This window comes from Paenibacillus sp. 1011MAR3C5 (assembly GCF_003591485.1).
In the GTDB taxonomy this organism is placed as follows: Bacteria; Bacillota; Bacilli; order Paenibacillales; family Paenibacillaceae; genus Pristimantibacillus.
Map to the genome: position 1 here is coordinate 39,108 of NZ_QZCF01000001.1, position 19,737 is coordinate 58,844.

The 19,737-nt window shown below is 52.6% G+C and carries 20 protein-coding genes; 4 read left to right on the top strand and 16 right to left on the bottom strand.

The features are described 5' to 3' along the window. Positions 1 to 105 precede the first annotated feature (105 nt). From D3P07_RS00210 to D3P07_RS00240, 7 genes are all read right to left on the bottom strand, one after another. Positions 106 to 963, bottom strand: coding sequence for a PHP domain-containing protein (locus tag D3P07_RS00210; protein WP_119798094.1), 858 nt, complete (start codon positions 961 to 963; stop codon positions 106 to 108). Beyond that, positions 954 to 1,865: a selenium metabolism-associated LysR family transcriptional regulator gene (locus tag D3P07_RS00215; RefSeq protein ID WP_119798095.1), complete on the bottom strand. Its 912-nt coding sequence runs from the start codon at positions 1,863 to 1,865 to the stop codon at positions 954 to 956. Before D3P07_RS00215 ends, D3P07_RS00210 begins: the two co-directional genes overlap by 10 nt. Positions 1,866 to 2,017: 152 nt before the next feature. After that, positions 2,018 to 2,455, bottom strand: coding sequence for a hypothetical protein (locus D3P07_RS00220; RefSeq protein WP_119798096.1), 438 nt, complete (start codon positions 2,453 to 2,455; stop codon positions 2,018 to 2,020). 197 nt (positions 2,456 to 2,652) lie between these two features. Further along, entirely contained in the window at positions 2,653 to 2,916 is a 264-nt protein-coding gene (locus D3P07_RS00225) for a YlbG family protein (protein ID WP_119798097.1), read from the bottom strand. 45 nt (positions 2,917 to 2,961) lie between these two features. Then, the gene (locus D3P07_RS00230; protein WP_259391278.1) at positions 2,962 to 3,450 is read right to left on the bottom strand and encodes a YlbF/YmcA family competence regulator; all 489 of its coding nucleotides are present in this window, start codon (positions 3,448 to 3,450) and stop codon (positions 2,962 to 2,964) included. A gap of 73 nt (positions 3,451 to 3,523) precedes the next feature. Continuing rightward, positions 3,524 to 5,539 carry a helicase-associated domain-containing protein gene (locus D3P07_RS00235; RefSeq protein ID WP_119798098.1) on the bottom strand — a complete coding sequence of 672 codons (2,016 nt, stop codon included), beginning with the start codon at positions 5,537 to 5,539 and terminating at the stop codon, positions 3,524 to 3,526. Continuing rightward, positions 5,536 to 7,236 (bottom strand): DNA repair helicase XPB, encoded by a 1,701-nt coding sequence (locus D3P07_RS00240; RefSeq protein ID WP_259391279.1) that lies wholly within the window; start codon positions 7,234 to 7,236, stop codon positions 5,536 to 5,538. Before D3P07_RS00240 ends, D3P07_RS00235 begins: the two co-directional genes overlap by 4 nt. A 171-nt stretch (positions 7,237 to 7,407) precedes the next feature. On the opposite strand from D3P07_RS00240, the gene D3P07_RS00245 reads away from it, so the two are divergent. Continuing rightward, entirely contained in the window at positions 7,408 to 8,259 is an 852-nt protein-coding gene (locus tag D3P07_RS00245; RefSeq protein ID WP_182914115.1) for a thermonuclease family protein, read from the top strand. Between the two features lie 26 nt (positions 8,260 to 8,285). Here D3P07_RS00245 and D3P07_RS00250 read toward each other — a convergent pair whose 3' ends face one another. Continuing rightward, positions 8,286 to 9,482, bottom strand: coding sequence for an amidohydrolase (locus D3P07_RS00250; protein ID WP_397334500.1), 1,197 nt, complete (start codon positions 9,480 to 9,482; stop codon positions 8,286 to 8,288). Between the two features lie 238 nt (positions 9,483 to 9,720). Between D3P07_RS00250 and D3P07_RS00255 the strand changes: the two genes are divergently transcribed. After that, a complete protein-coding gene (locus D3P07_RS00255) occupies positions 9,721 to 10,065 on the top strand; it encodes a YugN family protein (protein WP_119798101.1) in 345 nt (114 codons plus the stop codon). A 10-nt stretch (positions 10,066 to 10,075) separates the two neighbouring features. After that, positions 10,076 to 11,236 (top strand): putative lipid II flippase FtsW, encoded by a 1,161-nt coding sequence (gene ftsW / locus D3P07_RS00260; protein ID WP_119798102.1) that lies wholly within the window; start codon positions 10,076 to 10,078, stop codon positions 11,234 to 11,236. 56 nt (positions 11,237 to 11,292) lie between these two features. Here the strand turns inward: ftsW and D3P07_RS00265 are convergent, their stop codons facing one another. The 6 genes from D3P07_RS00265 to D3P07_RS00290 all read right to left on the bottom strand — a co-directional run bounded on the left by D3P07_RS00265 (position 11,293) and on the right by D3P07_RS00290 (position 16,649). After that, the gene (locus D3P07_RS00265; RefSeq protein WP_116043270.1) at positions 11,293 to 11,673 is read right to left on the bottom strand and encodes an Asp23/Gls24 family envelope stress response protein; all 381 of its coding nucleotides are present in this window, start codon (positions 11,671 to 11,673) and stop codon (positions 11,293 to 11,295) included. 133 nt (positions 11,674 to 11,806) lie between these two features. After that, positions 11,807 to 12,100 (bottom strand): Fpa/YlaN family protein, encoded by a 294-nt coding sequence (locus tag D3P07_RS00270; protein WP_119798103.1) that lies wholly within the window; start codon positions 12,098 to 12,100, stop codon positions 11,807 to 11,809. A 141-nt stretch (positions 12,101 to 12,241) separates the two neighbouring features. Then, positions 12,242 to 12,484: an HPr family phosphocarrier protein gene (locus D3P07_RS00275; RefSeq protein ID WP_119798104.1), complete on the bottom strand. Its 243-nt coding sequence runs from the start codon at positions 12,482 to 12,484 to the stop codon at positions 12,242 to 12,244. A 102-nt stretch (positions 12,485 to 12,586) separates the two neighbouring features. After that, a complete protein-coding gene (locus tag D3P07_RS00280; RefSeq protein ID WP_119798105.1) occupies positions 12,587 to 13,702 on the bottom strand; it encodes an aminopeptidase in 1,116 nt (371 codons plus the stop codon). A 94-nt stretch (positions 13,703 to 13,796) separates the two neighbouring features. Then, on the bottom strand, positions 13,797 to 14,513 hold the full coding sequence (locus tag D3P07_RS00285) for a hypothetical protein (RefSeq protein ID WP_119798106.1): 717 nt from the start codon (positions 14,511 to 14,513) through the stop codon (positions 13,797 to 13,799). A 231-nt stretch (positions 14,514 to 14,744) separates the two neighbouring features. Continuing rightward, positions 14,745 to 16,649: a sensor domain-containing diguanylate cyclase gene (locus D3P07_RS00290; RefSeq protein ID WP_119798107.1), complete on the bottom strand. Its 1,905-nt coding sequence runs from the start codon at positions 16,647 to 16,649 to the stop codon at positions 14,745 to 14,747. 359 nt (positions 16,650 to 17,008) lie between these two features. Between D3P07_RS00290 and rpsD the strand changes: the two genes are divergently transcribed. After that, positions 17,009 to 17,608 (top strand): 30S ribosomal protein S4, encoded by a 600-nt coding sequence (gene rpsD / locus D3P07_RS00295; RefSeq protein WP_119798108.1) that lies wholly within the window; start codon positions 17,009 to 17,011, stop codon positions 17,606 to 17,608. Positions 17,609 to 17,804: 196 nt separating this feature from the next. Here the strand turns inward: rpsD and D3P07_RS00300 are convergent, their stop codons facing one another. After that, positions 17,805 to 18,788, bottom strand: a complete 984-nt coding sequence (locus D3P07_RS00300; protein WP_119798109.1) for a Gfo/Idh/MocA family protein — start codon at positions 18,786 to 18,788, stop codon at positions 17,805 to 17,807. A 20-nt stretch (positions 18,789 to 18,808) separates the two neighbouring features. Further along, entirely contained in the window at positions 18,809 to 19,726 is a 918-nt protein-coding gene (locus tag D3P07_RS00305; protein WP_119798110.1) for an EamA family transporter, read from the bottom strand. Between the last annotated feature and the right edge of the window lie 11 nt (positions 19,727 to 19,737).

Here is a 19,737-nt window from a genome sequence, read left to right on the forward strand (position 1 = left end):
GGGATCATGTAACAAATTCTATAAAATGGAATCGTATTCATGAAAATAAAGCGATTTTGAGGTAGGTTTACAAGGTTGAATATTCATTAAGCATAGGAAGGATGATCAACTGGAAGAACTCAGGCTCACCGCCATTCGCCGAAGCTGCTCCACAACGAAAAGCTCTACCCCGCTGCTCCCGAGCAGCCCATGGTAGCTCTCGCCTTCCCGTTCACCGTGAAAATCAGAGCCGCCCGTGATGATAAGCTCATGACTTGCCGCAAACGCCCGGTATCGGTCCGCGTCCTCCGCACTATGGTCGGAGTGGTACGCTTCAATACCTTGCGCACCTTCCCGAACCCATTGCTCCAGAAGCTCGTCCCGCCCGTACAGTCCCGGATGGGCAATCACGCTTACGCCTCCCGCCTCGCGAATCCATTGCAGCGCTTCGGTAGTTGTGACACTCTGTACTTGCACGTAAGCCGCGGCACCAGAGCCCAGATAACGCGCAAAGGCCTCCTTCATATCGGGGACGACACCCTTCCGGATTAACGCCCCCGCGATATGCGGACGCCCGATGCTTCCTTTTTTGCCGGCAGCAGCTTCGCGAACATCTTCCATCGCAATACCGATCCCAAGCTCCTGCAGCTTATGCAGGATCGCTTCATTGCGCCGGTCGCGTGCGCTTCCGATCCATGCCAGCCGTTCCAGCCATAGAGGATCGGCGTTATCGGGATAATAGGCCAATACGTGGATATCCGCACTGCCCGTAACCGTGCTGATCTCCACCCCGGGTACGACCGTCATGCCTGCTCGCTGACCCTCCGCAATTGCTTCTTGTACCCCGGCAATCGTGTCATGATCCGTAATTGCAATGGCGGACAACCCAGCAAGCTTCGCTCTTCTGACGACTTCCGCGGGGGGATACATGCCATCCGACGCTGTCGTGTGCGCATGCAGATCCGCTTTGCCGATTATAGCCATTGTTGAAGATCCCTCTCTCTCAGGAATGTCAAGAACGTGACAGCGGAGATTGGGAGCAAGGCCGACTTCAGATAGATGGAGTAGAAATGCCGCTGGAATTTGGTATCCGATACTTTGACGACCTTGATCAGCCCCAAGGCAACCTCATGCTTCACCGAGGATGCCGACAGGAAGGAGATGCCAAGCCCCGCTTCCACCGCAGATTTCACCGCTCCCGTACTGCCAAGCTCCATGACGAGCTTCATAGAGGCTGGATCGATTTTCTTCTTCCTTAATTGTTCTTCCATCACGAGACGAGTGCCTGAGCCTTGCTCACGAAGAACAAAGGGATATTGCATCGCTTCATCCAGCGTGACCGACTTGTGCTCGGCCAATGGATGGCCGCTTGGCACAACAAGCATCAGCTCATCGCTCATGACCGCTTCCATATGCATATCGGGATGATTGACGGGCGCTTCGATTAGCCCGAAGTTCAATTGATGGTTCAGAATATCGTCCATAATCTGAGCCGTATTCATCACTTTCATGCTAATGGAGATATGCGGGTACTCTTGTCCGAAGGGCCCTAGCAGACGAGGCAGCACGTATTCACCAATCGTCAGACTGGAGCCGAGCTGCAAGCGGCCCTTCAATTGCTTGGTAAAGGTGGACATCGCTTGATCCGTGTCCCGAATCAGATCGATGCTGTTTTTGGCGTAAGGCAAAAGCGCCCTTCCGGCTTCCGTGAGATCTATTTTCTTTGTAGAGCGAAGCAGCAGCTTCGTCCCAAAATAATCCTCAAGCGATTGTACCTGCATCGTAACTGCCGGCTGAGTCATATGAAGGGCTTGCGCTGCGGCGGAGAAGCTTCCGCGCTCTGCAACCGTATAAAAGATATGCAATTGATGAAAGTTAAGCGCCATTTGCAATCCGTCCTTTCTTTGGCCTTATTATATACTACAGTCCATGAAGGAAGCGACATGAATATGGGAAAATGAAGAAACGCGACCCTGAGGATCGCGCACTTATTCCAATATTTGTATTATGTACCGATTATTTTTTGAAAAGTAAATCGTCATTTGCGTTTTCGGCTGTTTTTCACCAGTGTCATTCTTCTGGAATGCCTCAGCCAGGAATAATAAGACTTTAGGTCTCGAAGCTCAATGGTCTCCGACATTCTGCCCAGGAAGGTGACGATGATCATCTTATGCAGCGGATTGCCCAGCAGATCAATCTCCGTAAGCGAATCCGCGAATTCCGCGACAAACACGAGATCCTCGTCAATTAAATAAACGTCCTGCTCATTGCGATAGTAAGGTTCGATCCGGCCCTTCTTCAAGCATTCCCACAAATACTCGGCAATATCTTCGTATCCGGTCTTCTCGCTCTCGATCCGATCTAGCCAGCGACTTTTGGCATGGTTGGTAATTATGACGTCAACCACCTTTTTGTCGCCAAGTTCGACATAAAACGACTCATAAGTACTCCATCTTCTCGTCATTTTATCCTTCATCTCGCAACCTACTCCTTCCAAGGAACCAGGGCTTTTATCCTATTTATTTATTACCATTCTACCATGATTGTCCGATTTTTCAACAATAAAATAAACTCAGGCCATATATGGCTTAATATGTAAATTAGCATATAAAAAAACCGCCTCTCAGCGCTAATAATGCGCCAAGAAGCGGTTACTTCTGCCGTATTCCCAAATTACAGGCTGTAAAATCTTGTTTTATCTTCGTTCTCCTTGCTGTACTCCGTTGGAATCTCGGTACGGTAGGAACGCTCTACCTTCCGCACGAAGGACAAACGGCTCATCTGCTTCAAGGATTCCTCCGTCTTGTCGGCATTCATATACAGCACGACATAATGAAGCTTGCGTGACATGAAGTGAACGGTCCCGAACCTCTCCAAAGCCCTCGCCGCCTTCAAATCGCTCACCCATACGATAAACCCCGTTCGATCCGGTAACATCAGCTTGCTCCTCCTCCATAACCTCCGAAGCTGCAAGGCGCGGTCTTAACCGCAGCCGCCGCTGCCGCAGCCGCATGATCCGCCGCTGCCGCAACCGCCTCCCAGGTTCCTCTCGTTGCCCGGCACCTTGATCATATCGGATACCGACTCCGCAATCATGCGGGATACTTCATACAGCATATCGTCCACAACCTGCTCAGACGCCTTGAATTTGCTGACGCATTCCAGGTCTGCAAGCTGTTTCTCAATTTCCTTTACCTTGTCTTTCGCTTCGTGGTAGTTCGGATGGAAACGTCCGAAGCGCTGGCATTCCTCGAATAGCTCTTTCGCCTTGGCGAATTTGATCTGCAAGCTCTTCACTTCTTCGTTCTCATTCACTACCGACTTCCAATATAAATAATCGGTCACTTCCGCCGATTGATTAATCCAGTCCCCCAACTCGTAAGCGGACAAAAGCAGCGACGCCATATCGAGTGAAGATCTGACGCCATCTTCTTGCACCGACGGAGCTGTCCATGATTCGGCAATAGGCATTGATCCACCTCTTTTCAATTCGCTTGCTATTAATTTATCATATCATAGCCCCTAAGCCAATAGATAGAGGAGGTTAAAGGTTGACCCCGTTTGGCAGCACCAGCTTCATCTCATCCCACATATCGGGAGTTAAGCGGCTTCGCTCCGATTGCTTGTCGTCAACCAGCTTGCCTGTAACGGACCATTGTTCGCCGCGAAGGTCGATCTGCTCCGGTATGAAATGCCGCAATTGTCCTTCCAGCTTAAGCTGTACGGCCGTTTCCATAGCTACAGCCTTCTGCATCAATTCTTTGCGTGTAGACGCGTGGTAGCTGCGCAGCTGTCTCCACCATGCAGCGGGTACCTGATCTAATCCGGGAAGAAGCTTTACGACTGTGGCTTGCGACCCCTGGTCCAGCTCGTAATGCCGCAATGTCATCGGCTCATATAGCCACTCGTTTGACTCGAATAGCTGGTCGGCCGCTAATTCCGAATCATGCTGTAGCTCTATGCCGGGAACAGTCAGATCAGGGTAAGCGGCATCCTGATCCTCCAACGATTGAATGATTCTCTTGCGAGGCGGATATCCCGCCTTATTCAGCAACTGCCTGATCTCGCCAACTGCAGAAGGATTTACAATAAAATCCTTTTCGCTGATTTGAATGAGCAAGTGCGAAGCAAGCCCGGACTGCCTCTTCGCTTCCTCCGCCAGTTCAGCTGTATCACATCGCAGAAGAGTAGCCTGCTCGAATGTATAACGGCAAGATCGGCTCGCCCATTGCTCCAGCATCGATACTAGCTGAACGGGCAATCCCTTCTCTCCGCTGGCTTTCATCAGAAAGCCGGCCATGACGTCCTTGGTACGTCCCTGTTCAAGCGCAGCTGCTACGGAGGCGGCCGTCATACGATACAGCACCGGCTCTTCGTTATGCATTCGCTCGGCGATCAGTTCCATCTCCCATCTCATGCCGAAGGAGCTTCCCGGCTCAATGAGCATCTCTCCAGTCGGCTGTACGATGAGCTGGCCGACAATAGCAGACGGGAAGCCTCGCCGTCGGAACAACAGCTCTATCCCCTTGCAAGGGTCCTGCCCCTCGGCAAGCTCCATCCAACCTAGTTCCTGCAAGAAATACAGCCAGCGCTCAATCTTGTTCATCATGGGGCTATCCCCGAAGGCGGTCCCGCTATTTTCTATGAATAACGCACCCCATTCCGCCACTTCGCCAGCAGAGTGCCACTCGCCCGATGGCGCGCTTGCCAGTACAGCCCCAATATGCGCATCTTCTCTGGATCCTCTGAGCAAATATCCGCAAACCCAGTGAAACAATTCTCGCTCCCGTTCACAATCGCTCATAGCGCACCAGCTCTGGAGCCTCTCCTGATCAACGTTGACTCCCCGCTCTTCACGCCGCAGCAATCCGAGCGCGGCGGCAGCAGCCAAGCCAACAGCGACCGGGACAGGGTAGCTCTCTCCACGCGCAACACGCCATGAAAAAGCTTCAAGCGGCCCATTCTCCAGCCCTAGCGCTGCCTGCATACGCTGGATTGTTTTTTTGGGCAATACTCCCTTAGACGTGTATGCCGTCTCTGACTTCATTAATGCTGAAAGCATATAAAGCACTCTGCGGCCAAACGGTTCCTTCACGCCGAGGAAACCGCCGGAGGCATCCATCAGCGGCTGGACGGAGGCTGTCGTCGATTCAGTCCATCGGCAAGGGAACAGACGCTGCTGCCAGATCAGGAAGCTGTCTGCCGGCAGGAAGCAGCTTCGATCCCCCCACATTTTGGCGGCGACGAGTACAATTCCCGCTTCCTGAAGCTGGCTTAGCCCCATGCGGGCCTCCGCTCCCGATAGTGTCGTATGCTCCCGCACTTCAGCCAAAAGCCGGTCTTCCTCGACCGATTCAGCGCCAAAGCGCAGCAGCAAGGCAGCTAGCGATTCCTTGGCAAATGAAGACAAACGGTTCAATGCCGCATTCACCGCATCGCTGTCCAGCATAGCTTCTCGCCAGGACATTTCTTGCGCAGAAGCGTCTTTCCAAACAGCCGATTTTTCAAATTGCTTCATGCGTTCATCCGATAGCTTGGCGATGGATTGTGCCAGATTCATCCGTTAACCGCCTCCGATCGCCACCGGCTGTTGGTGTCAGCCGCCGATAGTTGCCTATATTCATACCCTTGCTCCAGCATGAACAGCTGCCGCTTAAGGGCAAATTCCGTTTCCTTCGTCCCTTCGGTTACAAGCGTATAGAACCACGCCTGATTGTCACCCTGCTTCGGCCGCAGCAGCCGTCCTACCCGCTGGGCTTCTTCCTGCCTGGAGCCGAAGCTGCCCGACAGCTGAATGGCCACCGACGCATCCGGCAGGTCGATAGCCAAATTGGCCACCTTCGATACAACTAGCACGTTAATACTTCCTCTCCTGAACAGCTCATATAGACGCAGCCGTTCCTCATGCGGCGTCTCGCCGGTCAGAAGCGGCGCGCCAAGCTCAATGGCGACTTCGCGAAGCTGGCCTAAATATTGCCCGATAACAAGCGTCTGCTTGTCCCGGAACCGCTCCAGCAGCTCTCTTACGACGGGCAGCTTGCCGGGATTCTCCGCCGCGATGCGCAGCCTGCTGCGCGGCGCAGCAGCCGTATAGCTCAGATACTGGGAGGCATCCAGCGGCACCCGTATTTCAGCGCAGCTGACCGATGCGATATAGGCTCCCTTCTCCGCTTCCTTCCATTGCATATCGTATTGCTTGGGTCCGATCAAGGAGTAGACATCCTCTGCACAGCCGTCCTCGCGCACAAGCGTCGCCGTCAGTCCCAGTCGGCGCGTCGCCTGAATGGATGCGGTCATACGGAATACGGGGGCCGGCAGCAGATGCACCTCGTCGTATATAATGAGTCCCCAGTCCCTTTCATTGAACAACCCCATATGAATAAATTCGCCAGCCTTGGACTTGCGGCGGGTCAGAAGCTGATAGGTGGCAATGGTTACCGGCTTTACTTCCTTAACCTTCCCATTGTACAGCCCCACACTGTCTGCCGACAGCGTCGTCTTGTCCAGCAGCTCTTCCTTCCATTGCTCCGCCGATGTCCGGCTGGAGGTCAGGATAAGCGTTGCGGCGCAGAGCCGGGCAATTGCCGCTATCCCGACGACCGTCTTTCCTGTACCGCACGGCAGCACAACAACGCCGCTCCCGCCTCTTGCCGCACCGTCCTGGATGAAGGAGCCTACAGCGCGCTCCTGATAATCACGCAAGGCGAAGGAAGCTCCCCTTAATGTCTGATCTCTCAATCGGAGTGACAAAGACTCGCCCGCATGATAGCCAGCCTGATCCATGACGGGATACCCCTGTCTGGCCAGTTCCTGCTTCAGCAGCCCCCGGCAATCCGGAGCCATCTGCCAAGTTTCCTGGCTTCTGACCGTCTGCACCCAAGCCATTATGTGTGGAAATCGCCCTAGCGACTCCAGTAAAGCCGCATCGCCGTTCAATAACAGCACCTCATCCTCGGCATACAGCCTTAGCTTCCCGTAACGACTTGCCCACAGCCGAATCAATCCTTCCGCTTGAAGAGGCACATCGTATTTCGCGTGCGCCTTTAACGCCCCGACCGCCTGCTCGCCGGTCCAGCCTCCATCAAGGGCATGCCATAACGTCATCGGCGTGATGCGATAGGTATGGATGGAGCCCGCCCGTTTGCGGGCCTCAGCGAACCGCATAAGCTGCTCGCGAGCAGCTTGTGCGGTTAGACATCTTTCATCCAGAAGTACAGTCAAGTCGGACTGTACAATGATGGCTCCTTTGGTATTCAACGGGTATCTGCCTCCCATTCTGCGCATTCTCTCCACAGTATGAAAGAATTGTCTGGATTTTATCCCCTCGACCTTCTTTTCCTTCATCGATTATTGAGACCAATCTGTGGTATAGTAGAAAAGGATTTATTTGAATGCAACCTTTTAATTGGAGCTGGAGGCTATACTTCTATGAGACGTTCATTGCAATTGCTACTTCTGATGCTCTCCATCATGCTGGCAGGCTGCTCTGCCATTTCGATATCTGCGGACCAAAATGTGAAATCGGATACATGGTATCCGGTATCCGGTTACGTGGACGGCGATACGTTCAAAGTCAAAGTCGGAGATACGGACAATACGATTCGCATGCTCTATATAGATACGCCCGAGACCAAGAAGGCGAATACCCCGGTACAGGAATACGGTCCCGAAGCTTCCGCTTTCACAGAAGAGCTGCTGAAGGAATCCGGCGAGGTCAGACTAACGTTCGACAAGGAAAACAAGGACCGCTATGACCGGACGCTTGCTGTTGTGGAGTTGAAGGACGGCCGCATCCTGAACGAGCTTCTTCTTCAAGAGGGACTGGCCAAGGTGCTTATCGTCGAGCCGAATGTCAAGATGGAGAATGTATACAAGCAGTTGGAACAAACCGCAAAGCAGAACAAAGTAGGGCTCTGGAGCTCCGGCAAGGAGACGAGCCAAGCGGAAATATCGGTTGAGAAGTCATATCATATGGGACTTGTCATTGATGTGGATAAGCGGGGCGAACTGGTTACCATTACGAATACGACAAGCCAGCCCATCGATCTGGAAGGCTGGAAGCTCGTCAGTGTGCGGGGCAATCAGACCTATACGTTCCCTGAGATTGAGCTGCCTGCCCAGAGCAAGCTGCTGGTCTCATCCGGAGAGAACCATGCCACGGACAAAAACTCCCTCATTCTCATATGGGAAGTCGATAATGTATGGAATAATACCGAATCCGATCCTGCAGAGCTATATAATGAAAACAATGAGCTTGTCGCCTTGTGGGAGGACGAATAATCGTCCTCTTCCGCAAAGCGGCAAGCTCATTTTTTGCCCGTATAGTCGCTGGCGTATCCCTCGGCCATCCCAATCAGCAATCTTGCCGAATTCAGCATGGCCCTCTCGTCGATATCGAATTTGGGATGATGATGCGAATAAACTGCGCCGAGCTCCGGATTGCCGGCGCCCACGAACATGAAGCAGCCCGGTTTTTGATTCAAATAATAGGAGAAGTCCTCGGCTACCGTAATGGCTTCTGCCTCAAAGACCTGCTCGTCCCCAAAGATCGGCCTTGCAATCTTGAAGAACCGCTCCGCCTCTGTCTCATCGTTCACGACTGGCGGATAGCCCACGCGCATATGATAGGCATGCTTGGCGCCGTACATCTCGCACGTATGCCGGACAAGCGACTCCAGCCGGTCATGAATCAAGAATCGGGTTCCCTCGTCGAAGGCGCGCACGGTGCCCTTCAGCTGGCAGCGCTCCGCAATGACATTGTTGGTCGTCCCTGCCTGGAAGGAGCCGATTGTGACGACCGCCGGATGCAATGGGTTGACATTGCGGCTGACGATCGATTGAACGCCTTGGACAAGCGCCGAACCCGCCACAATCGCATCAATCGTTCCATGGGGCAGTCCGCCATGGCCGCCCTTGCCTTCGATATCGATTACAAACTCGTCCGCTGAGCTCATGAATGGTCCGGGACGGCTTGCTGCGCTGCCATACGGCAGCGGTGTCCACAGATGTACGCCATAGATGACGTCGACCCCTTCAAGCGCGCCGTCCTTGATCATATCGATCGCTCCGCCCGGCGTCACTTCCTCTGCCGGCTGAAACAAGAGCCTCCGCTCGCCTTCCAGGAGCTCTCGATTCCTGCTGTAGAAGTCCGCAACAGCCAGCAAAGCCGCCGTATGCCCGTCATGCCCGCAAGCATGCATGACGCCCGGTACCTTGGAGGCGTATTCGCATTCCTTCTCATCTTGAATCGGCAGGCCGTCGATATCCGCACGCAGGGCGATGACCGGCCCAGGCAGCTCTCCTCTAATCGTGGCGATCAAACCGTGTCCGCCTACGTTCTTCCGGACTTCGCAGCCCAGTTCCTCCAATCTGCCGGCGATCCACAGGGAGGTTTCCTTCTCCCTGAATGATAATTCGGGATGCTGATGGAGATGCCTGCGCCAGCGGACCATGTCCGGATAACGTTCGCTTAGCCATTTCTCCGCAATCGATTCTAGCCGCAAATCGCAAACCTCCTATCTATTTGTAAGATCGTCGTTCCCTGTTTGATATAGTGTAGCAGATGCCCGTTGCTTTGTGGAAGACTTGCCGGCATAATGGTGCAATGCAAGGTCAACATTCTCGAAAATGTCACGAAACTTTGCCTTGACGGTTAGGAGTAAGGCTTGCGCTGACTGGGGAAACATACTATCATGAGAAAAGAATATACAACAATGTCTTGTGAATTTGGGAGGAACTGAAATGATTATTGAAAACTCCGGTTTGAATGGCGTTCAGAGCGAACTTGTCCATCTGGACGAAGCCGCTGAGAAAGTCGGCTTTGTACGTTGGCAATGGGAATATTATCGCGCTACATACGATTTGAAATTGACAGACCGCACGAGCGGCAGCGACTACTTCCTTCGCGTGAATACACGCGCGGTTGAAGGCAAGCTTGAGAATCCTCATACCGTGCTAAATATTGAAGCCGTATACATCGGACGCGCTACGTACCCGCACGGAATGGAATACGAATCGCCGATTCCAAAGCATATCATGGAGACGGCTACACAACGACTCGGGCAGTTAAAGCAACAGCTCGTATAACGGGGCTCCTATGAAGAAGGCCTCGCAGAACGTCAGTCGTGGAAGGCCGGACTTCCTGCTTCTCATCATGACGCTGCTGATGGTTGGCTTCGGGCTCGTCATGGTGTTTAGCGCCAGCTCCGGCGTCGCTGTCGTATCGCCTAGATACGGTAACGACGCCTTTTATTTCACCAAGCTTCAGCTTGCTTGGGCCGTATTCGGCATATTCGTCATGTTCTTCATGATGAATCTACGGTATCAGGTGTTCAAGAAAGCGTATATGCTCCTCTTTCTGCCCGTGCTGATCATGCTAATACTCGTTCCTTTCATCGGCGTTGAGATCAACGGCGCGAAGAGCTGGTTCGGCGTCGGGTCACGGGGCATTCAGCCTACTGAACCTGCAAAGCTGGCCATTATTTTGTATCTGGGCGCGCTGATTACAAAGAAGGGCGAGAAGTTCCGCGACTTCAAGACAGGCCTCTTGCCTGTCATTATCGTCGTCTGCCTGATCTGCGGACTTATCATGCTCCAGCCCGATCTGGGCTCCTGCATGATTCTGGCTGCTTGCGCATCGATTATGATATTGGCCGGAGGCTCCAATCTGAAGCATGTGTTTTTTGCTGCAACACTCGCGGCACTGGCTGTGACAGTCATGGTCAGTATCTCCATGGCGATCAACCCCACTGCTTGGCATTACCGGGTCGCGCGCTTCACTTCTTTCATGGACCCCATATCCAACTCCCAGGACGGTGCGTTCCAGCTCATCTCATCACTGCAAGCGATGAGCCATGGCGGACTAACCGGCGCGGGCTTCGGAGAAAGCGTACAGAAGCTGCACTATTTGACTTATCCTTATAACGACTTTATCTTTGCGGTTATCGCAGAGGAGCTTGGATTTATCGGAAGTGCCCTTTTCCTGCTCTTCTACCTGCTGTTTCTCTGGCGGGGACTGATCGTCGCCCTTAGATGCCCGGATTTATACGGTACGGTAGTCGGGGTCGGCATCGTAAGCTTGTTTGCGATACAAGCCTTTATCAATATCGGCGGTGTCACGGCTACGATCCCGCTTACCGGCGTTACACTGCCCTTCATCAGCTACGGCGGATCCTCGCTGCTTGTCTGTCTCATGTGCATGGGCGTCCTGCTCAGCATATCCAGAGAGTACAATCGGCCGGAAAAAGTGAAAAGCTAACTGCACAAAAATACGGCACTTTCCGATATCGGAAAGTGCCGTATGTCGTATATCAATTATTTCAATCGTTGCTGCGGCTCATCCGGCTCTTCTTCCTTGAACGCAACGCCTTCCACCTTCACGTTCACTTCGACCACTTGCAGTCCGGTCATATTCTCCACTGACTCACGCACATTCAGCTGCAGCTGGCGGCTAACCTCTTGAATCGGAATGCCATAATGAACGATGATACGCAGATCAATAGCTGCTTCCAATTGACCTACCTCGACCGACACGCCCTTTTGCACGTTCTTGCCGCTCAGTCTCTTGGCAAGCCCTTCAGATATACCGCCAGACATCGCCGCAATGCCTGGCGTCTCGAGTGCTGCAAGTCCCGCTATCGTAGCTACTACATCGTCAGAAATACGGATTAATCCAGTTTGAAGGTTCTCGGTCATGTCATCCACTCCTCAATTTGCCATATATGTTCATTGTAATAGAACAGACGACATGAATCAAGGATTGCCCCCATATTCTGCGTTAGGGCTATGGACTTAGGCGGATATAAAAAAAGGCAGCCCTGGTATGGGGCTACCCCTTCGTTTTGCGGTCCAAAGCTTCATATAATACAGCCAAATTGCGTTCCAGTCGGTTAACGATATCCTTGCCCGCCGGCTCGGAGATCAAGCCTGCCCGAATGGCGAAATCAACCTCTTTGGAAAAACCGTATATTTGTGTATCCAAGACCTCTTCATACAAGGGACATTGACGTGTCGTCAAGTTCTCCATCTGTACTTCGATCAGCTTCTCTATCTTACTCGCGTCCTCTTGAAGAAGACGAAGCGCTCGTTCATGCATAACATCCGTAACTTCCGGTGCAGACATTTCTTCTCCCCTCCTGTGCGCGTAACCTGTCAAACTCTATACCCTTTATATTAGACGAAAAGTAGGGAATACACAAGGACAAAACAGAAAAGCGCCTCTTCCGAATGAAAGAGACGCGATTCAAATCCATTATTGCCGTTATTATCCGCCGATAACCGATACGTTCAGGTTATGCTTGGCGAATACTTCTGCCATGGCTTTCTTCGCTTCTTCAGCGTCGGGACCATGCACATGCAATTCATAGGCGTGGCCTCCCACTAATGTCGTAAACAGCCCAAGGATGCTTTTTACATCGATATATTTGCTGTCGGCCTGCAGTACGATGGAAGAAGTGAATTGGCTAGCCGCTTGAGAAATTTCTACAATTGCTGCGTTATTGGACATGGGGAATCCCTCCATATGATTAGTAAAGCTTTCCTGTCACCATGATACCCTGAAACCTTACATCCTTCAAGAGGTTTGGCGAAAAAAACGCAGTCTATTCCATTATTTCAAGTGCTCTGGATTAAGACCTTCCAGCTCAGGGAGCACAAAGAGGCCGTCTTTGCGGATCAGCACGTCGTCAAAATAAATGTCGCCGCCGCCGTATTCCGGACGCTGAATGAGCACGAGATCCCAATGCACCGAAGAGCGGTTGCCGTTGTCGGTATCCTCATACGCCTGACCAGGCGTGAAGTGCAGGCTGCCCGCAATCTTCTCGTCGAACAGAATGTCGTTCATCGGATGAAGAATATACGGATTGAAGCCGATTGCGAACTCTCCAATATAACGAGCGCCTTCGTCCATATCCAGAATTTCGTTCAATCGCGCATTGTCGTTGCTCTCTGCCTTCACGATCTTGCCGTTCTCAAAGGTTAAGGAGATATTCTGGAACGTCGTGCCGGAGTATACGCTAGGTGCGTTGTACGTAATCGTCCCGTTGACGGAATCGCGCACAGGCGCGGAGAACACTTCGCCGTCGGGAATGTTGCGATGACCGGAGCACTTCTTCGACCCAATGTCTTTGATCGAGAATGCAATATCCGTTCCCGGCGATACGATGCGCACCTTGTCCGTACGGTCCATAAGCGCTTTGAGCGGGTCCATCGCTTTCTCCATCTTGCTGTAATCCAGATTGCAGACATCGAAGTAGAAGTCCTCGAATGCCTCCGTGCTCATATTGGCCAGTTGAGCCATCGATGGCGTCGGGTAGCGCAGTATGACCCATCTTGTTTTTTTTACGCGTTGTTCCATATGTACAGGGTTGCGGTACAGCCTTTCGTATAGGCGCATCTTGTCGTCCGGCACATCCGCAAGCTCATTCACGTTGTCGCCGGAGCGCACCGCGATGTAGGCCTGCATATTTTTCATCCGCTCCAGATCCAGCTTCGCCCATAGCTCGATTTGCTCCTTCGTCGCATGCATCAGCATGGTGCGGAGCACAGAACGGTCGCTCATCTCCAGGAACGGCCTGCCGCCGCGTGCAGCGACTTCTTCAATCAGGCATTTGGCAAGCTCACTCTCTGCTCCGATCATATCAATCAGAACGTTCTCTCCAGGCTGAACGTCTACCGAATATTGCACCAAATTTTGTGCCAACTTCTTTAATCTTGGATCGCGCATATTGTACAATCTACTCCTTTTTGTCAAGTTGCCTCATCGAAAAAATGAGTCTAAGTCACTCCATATCGTATCATGATTGACCCCTTTGCGCACTTTAGTCCGTTCGCGCGGCAGAGCTCTCAAATGCCTGGAAACGGACGGATGTATGCCGGTTCTCCTTCAATCGCCGACCATTCCGCTCATAGGCAAAGGTTGTTATCTCCTCCATCTTCAGCGGAAGCATCCTTTGCTTGTCTACGACGATCTCATACTCCGTGCGCACCTCAAGCGAGCGAAGCATAGCGTCCAGTTCCTGCTTGGCCTGCTCGACTATTTCCTTGCGCTTCTCGCTTCCTGTCCCGCTCTTGATGACGACTTCTCCCGTCACCTGATCCAGTTCCTGCACCAGCACGCTGGTCCAACGTTTTTTGGCCGCATCCCGCTTTTCTACGGCACGCAGCACCAGCGTGTCCGCACCGCTGGCATCCCGTTCGCCGCTCACGATGATCTCCACCGATTCATGGGAACGATTGAGCGAATCCAGTACTTCGACCGGATTCCAATAAAGCGGATCTTGCTTGTCGGACTGAATCGTAAGCTGATGATGGTTCACCACCTTGCCCTCGAACATTTGCGGCTTGAACATAACGCCCTCCTCCAGCCCCATGCTCATCGATCCGCTAAATGCATATTGATCCATTGCCGCCAGGCCGGCATACGACAAGCTCAGCCACTGCTCCGGCGTTCTCTTCGCCTCAGGGACAGAACAGCCGCTTAATCCTAAAGCAAGCAGCAGCGCGGCGATTAGAACCCTTAGCTTATGACCATACATGCAATCTCCTCCTGTCTAACCAAGGCACAGACGCTTCTAGCGCAGTATGCCGTTCTCTCTGCCACTAGCGTCTCTTATTCTCCCCTGGATTATTCCAAGCTGCCTGCTGCCGTATGACACTCCCCTTCATTGTCAAAAAAGAACCATGCAAATAGCCCGTCCTCCATGGGAACGGGCTACATCTGAAAAAGCGCCTCCGCAGAAGGCGCTTTCCGATTTATAGCATAGTGCTTATTCGCCAACAATAATACAGTTCCGACCTTTGTTTTTGGCCTCGTACAACGCCATGTCCGCCCGATAGAACAACGACTCTACGCTAATCTTCTCATTGTCGAACGTCCACTCCGACACGCCGCATGAGACGGTCACGGTCGGGTCGGTCTCTTCGGCTACCTGATTGCGTATCCGCTCGGCTATGCGAAGCGCTTGCTCCGTTCGGATGCCCGGCAAATAGACTGCAAGCTCTTCCCCGCCCCATCTCGCGGCAATATCTCCTTGCCGAATCGACGATGAGATGATGCTGCTAACCTGGATCAGGATACGATCGCCGACCTGATGGCCATACGTATCGTTGATTCGCTTGAAATAATCGATATCGACCAGAATCAAGGAGCCGAAAGGATCCTTCCGCTGCCTGCTTTGGATTTGTTCATTCAAATAATGACGGGCATGCAGCCCGGTCAACGTATCGGTAATGACCATTCTGCGCACTTCCGCATGCAAGGAAGCATTCGCAACAGCAAGACCGATATGCGTGCTCATAACTTGAAGCAGCTTGTAGTTGTCATAAGAAAAGAAATTGGCGATCTTGTGCGTGACCAGAATGACGCCGACCACTTCGCCGTCGACGAAGATCGGCGCGGCGATGAGAGATCGCGATCCTGTATTGTCCATCAGCTTAGATGTCACCACGCGCGTATTCCAGTAGTCCGATATAATAAGCGGCTCCTTTGTCCGGTAAATCATTCCGCAAAACCCATATTCCGGCGAGAAGTGCTCGCTCGCCATGGCGGGAATATTACTGGACTTCACGACAAATTCGTTGCTGGTCTTATCGAGCTGAAGTACGCAGCAATAGTCGGCATCGAATATCGTCAGAAGCTCGCTAGTCGCAAATTGAAATATTTCCTTCAGGCGAAGAGATTGATTCAGCCTCTTCGTCATCTCATTGATCAGACGCAATTCATTAATGAGCAGATTGGACTGCTCATACAGCTTCGCGTTCTCGAACGCCGAGCCCGCTGTATCCGCAAGCAGCAGGAAGGCCGGCATATCCGATTCATCCCACTTGCCTCGCGCCAGCGTCATGCACAGCACGCCGTAAGCCGCCTGCTTGCCCGTCATCGGGACCGCAAGCCGCATCGTGCCGTCGCGCTCATGCTCCATAGCCGGCTTGCTCTCCAGGAACGCCTGGGCGACGATGTCATGGGCGGTATTCTTGAAGGCCAAAGGCTTTATTCTAGGGTCTCCATCCACATAATCCTGTGAAAGATAGAGATGGATTTCGGAATTTGGATATAGCGACTCCAGGCTCGCCAGCATCTCCGATAGTACGGAGGAGACGTCAATCTGGTCGTAGAGACGCTTGGCCGCAAGAAACAGCGCATCCCTATGATTCGCCTCGCGATCCTTCCGGTACTGCTGCTGTATCAAGTCCCTTACATACAGCTGCTCAAACGCATGATAGAAGCAGCTTCTCAGATGGAGCGCGGCGGATTCCAGCTCTCCCGTAAGGGAGGCATCCGGCTCGCCTGCGAATGTGTAAAGCAGAACGGCAAATACCGCATTGTCAGAACGGCGGCGAAGCGGAATCGCAATCGCATGACAGCCCTCGGCGCTGGCCTTGCTGGTTACGCCTTCGCTGAACGCATCCGGCACAGCTTCTCTTGCCAATCGGTCACATATGGCAGCGTCCAATTGATCCGCAGGGTCAATGAAATCAGAGAAGGCATGGCACAGGACATCTCTCGTATAAATCCCGAACTGCCCCATACGCAAAGAAACCAGCCCCGAAGCCTCCTGTCTCCATCGAAAAAAACTCTCTTCTAATAGAGATGGGAGATAAGGCTCGTCCGCATCATGAATATCTTCATTGGCAAACCAAATGGGAAGTTTCGCCATTCTTTCATTAATCATGCAGCACCTAACCCTTTCCCGTGAATGCAAGGGACAGCTCACTCATTAACAATATCATACTTTATTTTTAAGAATTTTGCACTATCGTTCCCAAAATTTATAGGACTTTAGACGCTTTTATCGCGAATCAGGCCTTTATGACCATACGAGGAACAATCTTGACTTTTCGCCTGTATTTCATATAATATTAATTGATGAAAACATGGGCGTACGGTTTTGTGTCACCCTCAGGACATTCGTTCACTGACAAGCCAGCGGCTGAAGTGCTTGGCAGGGATGGCATTCATCTATAGAACGTTTATCCGCGCAACACAACCCCATTCTCAAAATTACATTTGATGAAGGAGTTAACACGACACATGGCACGTTATACAGGACCTAAATTTAAACTAAGCCGCCGCCTGGGCATCTCCCTGAGCGGAACTGGCAAAGACTTGAAACGCCCTTTCCCACCAGGACAGCACGGCCCTAACCAACGCAGAAAGATGAGTGGCTACGGCGTTCAATTGCAAGAAAAACAAAAGCTTCGTCACATGTACGGTTTGAACGAGAAGCAATTCCGCAACCTGTACGACAAAGCAGCTAAGCAAAAAGGTAAAGCCGGTGAAAACTTCATGGCTTTGCTTGAAAGCCGTCTGGACAACCTTGTTTACCGTCTGGCATTCGCGAACTCCCGCGCTGGCGCTCGTCAGCTGGTAGCTCACGGCCACGTGACAGTAAACGGCAAGAAAGTCGACATCGCTTCCTACACGGTTGCTATTGGCGACGTAATCGGTCTGCGCGAGCGCAGCCGCGGCCAGAAATCCATCAAGGAAGCTCTGGAAGGCCGTCATCACCTTCCGAACTACGTGGAATTCAACGAGCAAGCAATGGAAGGCAAGTACATTCGCCTGCCTGAGCGCGCTGAGCTGAGCCAAGAAATCGATGAGAAACAAATCGTCGAATTCTACAGCCGTTAATAGTTAGGACGAAAGAGAGGCCGATTGGCCTCTCTTTTTCTTATTGTCCTGCTTGGCGGATGCCAATGAAAGACATCACTAGAAGCCCTTTCGACTCCATTTCGGAGGACGGAAGGGCTTTTATGTCCGGGCAGGATAAAAGGAGGAAGGCTGCGATGCCCTCCTCCTTCTTAATCGTTCTATGGCGTATCGGCAATCAAGATTGTACGGATACGCGCTTGCTCTGCTCCAGTGACCGCGTGATCGCTTCTAGCACCCGCCCAATGACAATGCCTTGATTGAGGTTCCAGGCCTGCCTTTCGCCACCAGCCGTCTCGATATCCTGAAGCCACTGTTCCAGCATCGTGAGCGGACGCTCATCCTCCTGCAGGAGAGGCAGATCCGTCCAGTCAGCATCGTTAAGCTGCTTGACCCGAGCTGATCCGGCATAACCGCCTCCGGTGAACATCCCCTCTGTCCCGAAGAGCTCCAGCGAGAAAGGAGAGACCGGCGACACATATCCCATCTCCACCGTCACCAGCAGACCTTCCTTGAATTCCAGCACGCACACCGCCGTCTCCGGCGTACGTGAAGCCGCATCGCCAGAAGATATGGCCGTCACCGCTTCCGGCTGTCCGAGCAGCAGACAAGCCATATAGATGCCATGCAGCCCAATATCCGTCAGCAAGCCTGTAGGATCTTCGATAAAATGCGGCGGCAGCATGCCCTTCAGCAGCCCGCCATGGGCATTGCGTATATGCACGCCTGTCAAGCGCCCGAGACGTCCCGAATCGACCGTCTGCTTCGCCGCCAGACAGACCGGCTTCTGCGCAAGTGGAAGATCTAGCGCAAAAGGCACTTGACCAGCACGGATCGCCTCTGCCACCCGCACCGCATCTGCACCGTTAACCGCGATCAGCTTATCAGCCAGCACGGCCTTCCCCGCCAACACGGCATCCGCGATTAAAGCAGCGGCGCGATTAGGCGCAGCCGTCACGATAACACCTGCAATAGCCGGATCGGATAGCAGCTCCTGATGAGACATGACCGTAAGATTGAGCCCCTCTGCGGCGGCTGATGCCAAAGCATGTTCATCATCGCTGATGGCTACGAGCTTCGCCTCGCCTTTCCTTGCCAGCATAGCTGCATATTCCTTTACATGAAATCCGTTCCAACTGCCTAATACTCCTAATTGCATCATCTCTACACTCCTTTTTATCTTTATAAGCTGACCAGAATGACAGCTGCTACTCCAATCAAAGCGCCCGTCCAGCCAGCTGCAGTCAGGCGCTCTCCATACACCACTCTGGAAGCGAACAGCAATCCGACGATAACGCTTCCGTTAATTGTGGGAAATAAGTACGCCCCGGCAAGCTTCGGCGTCAGCCATACAACCAATCCGTTGCCGATGCCCGTCGTTGCCGCCAGAGCGAGGATGACCAGCCAAGGAAAGCCGCTTGACGGCGCTTGCTGCAGAATAGACCCTAGAGATGCCGAACCTTTGGCTCTGTCCGGCCTTCTCCTCCGTCCTGAAAGGACAAGCGCCGCCAGCAGCGCCACAGCAGCAGCCGACAAAAATCCGATACCGAGAAAAGCTGCCGTCTCTCCGCCAACCACGATCTGCTGAAGCTTGCCGAATACGGATAGCAGCCCGTTCAATACAAATGCGCCAAGTGCATAACCGTACCAGCGTTTCTCAGGACGCGCAGACTCTCCCTTCCTCCCGGCATCAACAACAAGGATGAAATAAAAGGACAAGAGAAACAGAACAATGCCGATAACTTGAGGCAAGCTAAGCTTCTCCCCCCAAAGCATGCTGCTTGCGGCTACCGGAATGAGCATGCTGGCAGAGAAGCAAAATGAAGAATAGGATAACGGCCCGCAAGTCAACGCCTTGGCATACAAAATCATGGTGAGGGCAAAGTCGATGCCATACAGCATGCCTGTACCGACCGATGACGGACTGATTCGCAGGCTGCTGCTGAATGAAGCCCAGGCAATCAGGCAGCCAGCCGCGACAAGAAGCATATAAGCGGCATGGACCGTTAACGTATCCTGTCCTCTGCCGCCTAGCCTCTTAAGCAGAAGCGATTGCAGCAAAAACAGGGAAGCTGCCGCAAAGGGCATGAATAACACCACAGAAACAATCT

Bases quoted from the DNA above. Each gene is read 5' to 3' on its own strand.
- D3P07_RS00285 (WP_119798106.1), bottom strand. From the start codon at position 14,513: ATGTATGGTCATAAGCTAAGGGTTCTAATCGCCGCGCTGCTGCTTGCT.
- D3P07_RS00265 (WP_116043270.1), bottom strand. From the start codon at position 11,673: ATGACCGAGAACCTTCAAACTGGATTAATCCGTATTTCTGACGATGTA.
- rpsD (WP_119798108.1), top strand. From the start codon at position 17,009: ATGGCACGTTATACAGGACCTAAATTTAAACTAAGCCGCCGCCTGGGC.
- D3P07_RS00255 (WP_119798101.1), top strand. From the start codon at position 9,721: ATGATTATTGAAAACTCCGGTTTGAATGGCGTTCAGAGCGAACTTGTC.
- D3P07_RS00210 (WP_119798094.1), bottom strand. From the start codon at position 963: ATGGCTATAATCGGCAAAGCGGATCTGCATGCGCACACGACAGCGTCG.
- ftsW (WP_119798102.1), top strand. From the start codon at position 10,076: ATGAAGAAGGCCTCGCAGAACGTCAGTCGTGGAAGGCCGGACTTCCTG.
- D3P07_RS00215 (WP_119798095.1), bottom strand. From the start codon at position 1,865: ATGGCGCTTAACTTTCATCAATTGCATATCTTTTATACGGTTGCAGAG.
- D3P07_RS00245 (WP_182914115.1), top strand. From the start codon at position 7,408: ATGAGACGTTCATTGCAATTGCTACTTCTGATGCTCTCCATCATGCTG.
- D3P07_RS00270 (WP_119798103.1), bottom strand. From the start codon at position 12,100: ATGTCTGCACCGGAAGTTACGGATGTTATGCATGAACGAGCGCTTCGT.
- D3P07_RS00280 (WP_119798105.1), bottom strand. From the start codon at position 13,702: ATGCGCGATCCAAGATTAAAGAAGTTGGCACAAAATTTGGTGCAATAT.
- D3P07_RS00290 (WP_119798107.1), bottom strand. From the start codon at position 16,649: ATGATTAATGAAAGAATGGCGAAACTTCCCATTTGGTTTGCCAATGAA.
- D3P07_RS00220 (WP_119798096.1), bottom strand. From the start codon at position 2,455: ATGAAGGATAAAATGACGAGAAGATGGAGTACTTATGAGTCGTTTTAT.
- D3P07_RS00230 (WP_259391278.1), bottom strand. From the start codon at position 3,450: ATGCCTATTGCCGAATCATGGACAGCTCCGTCGGTGCAAGAAGATGGC.
- D3P07_RS00300 (WP_119798109.1), bottom strand. From the start codon at position 18,788: ATGATGCAATTAGGAGTATTAGGCAGTTGGAACGGATTTCATGTAAAG.
- D3P07_RS00225 (WP_119798097.1), bottom strand. From the start codon at position 2,916: ATGTTACCGGATCGAACGGGGTTTATCGTATGGGTGAGCGATTTGAAG.
- D3P07_RS00235 (WP_119798098.1), bottom strand. From the start codon at position 5,539: ATGAATCTGGCACAATCCATCGCCAAGCTATCGGATGAACGCATGAAG.
- D3P07_RS00275 (WP_119798104.1), bottom strand. From the start codon at position 12,484: ATGTCCAATAACGCAGCAATTGTAGAAATTTCTCAAGCGGCTAGCCAA.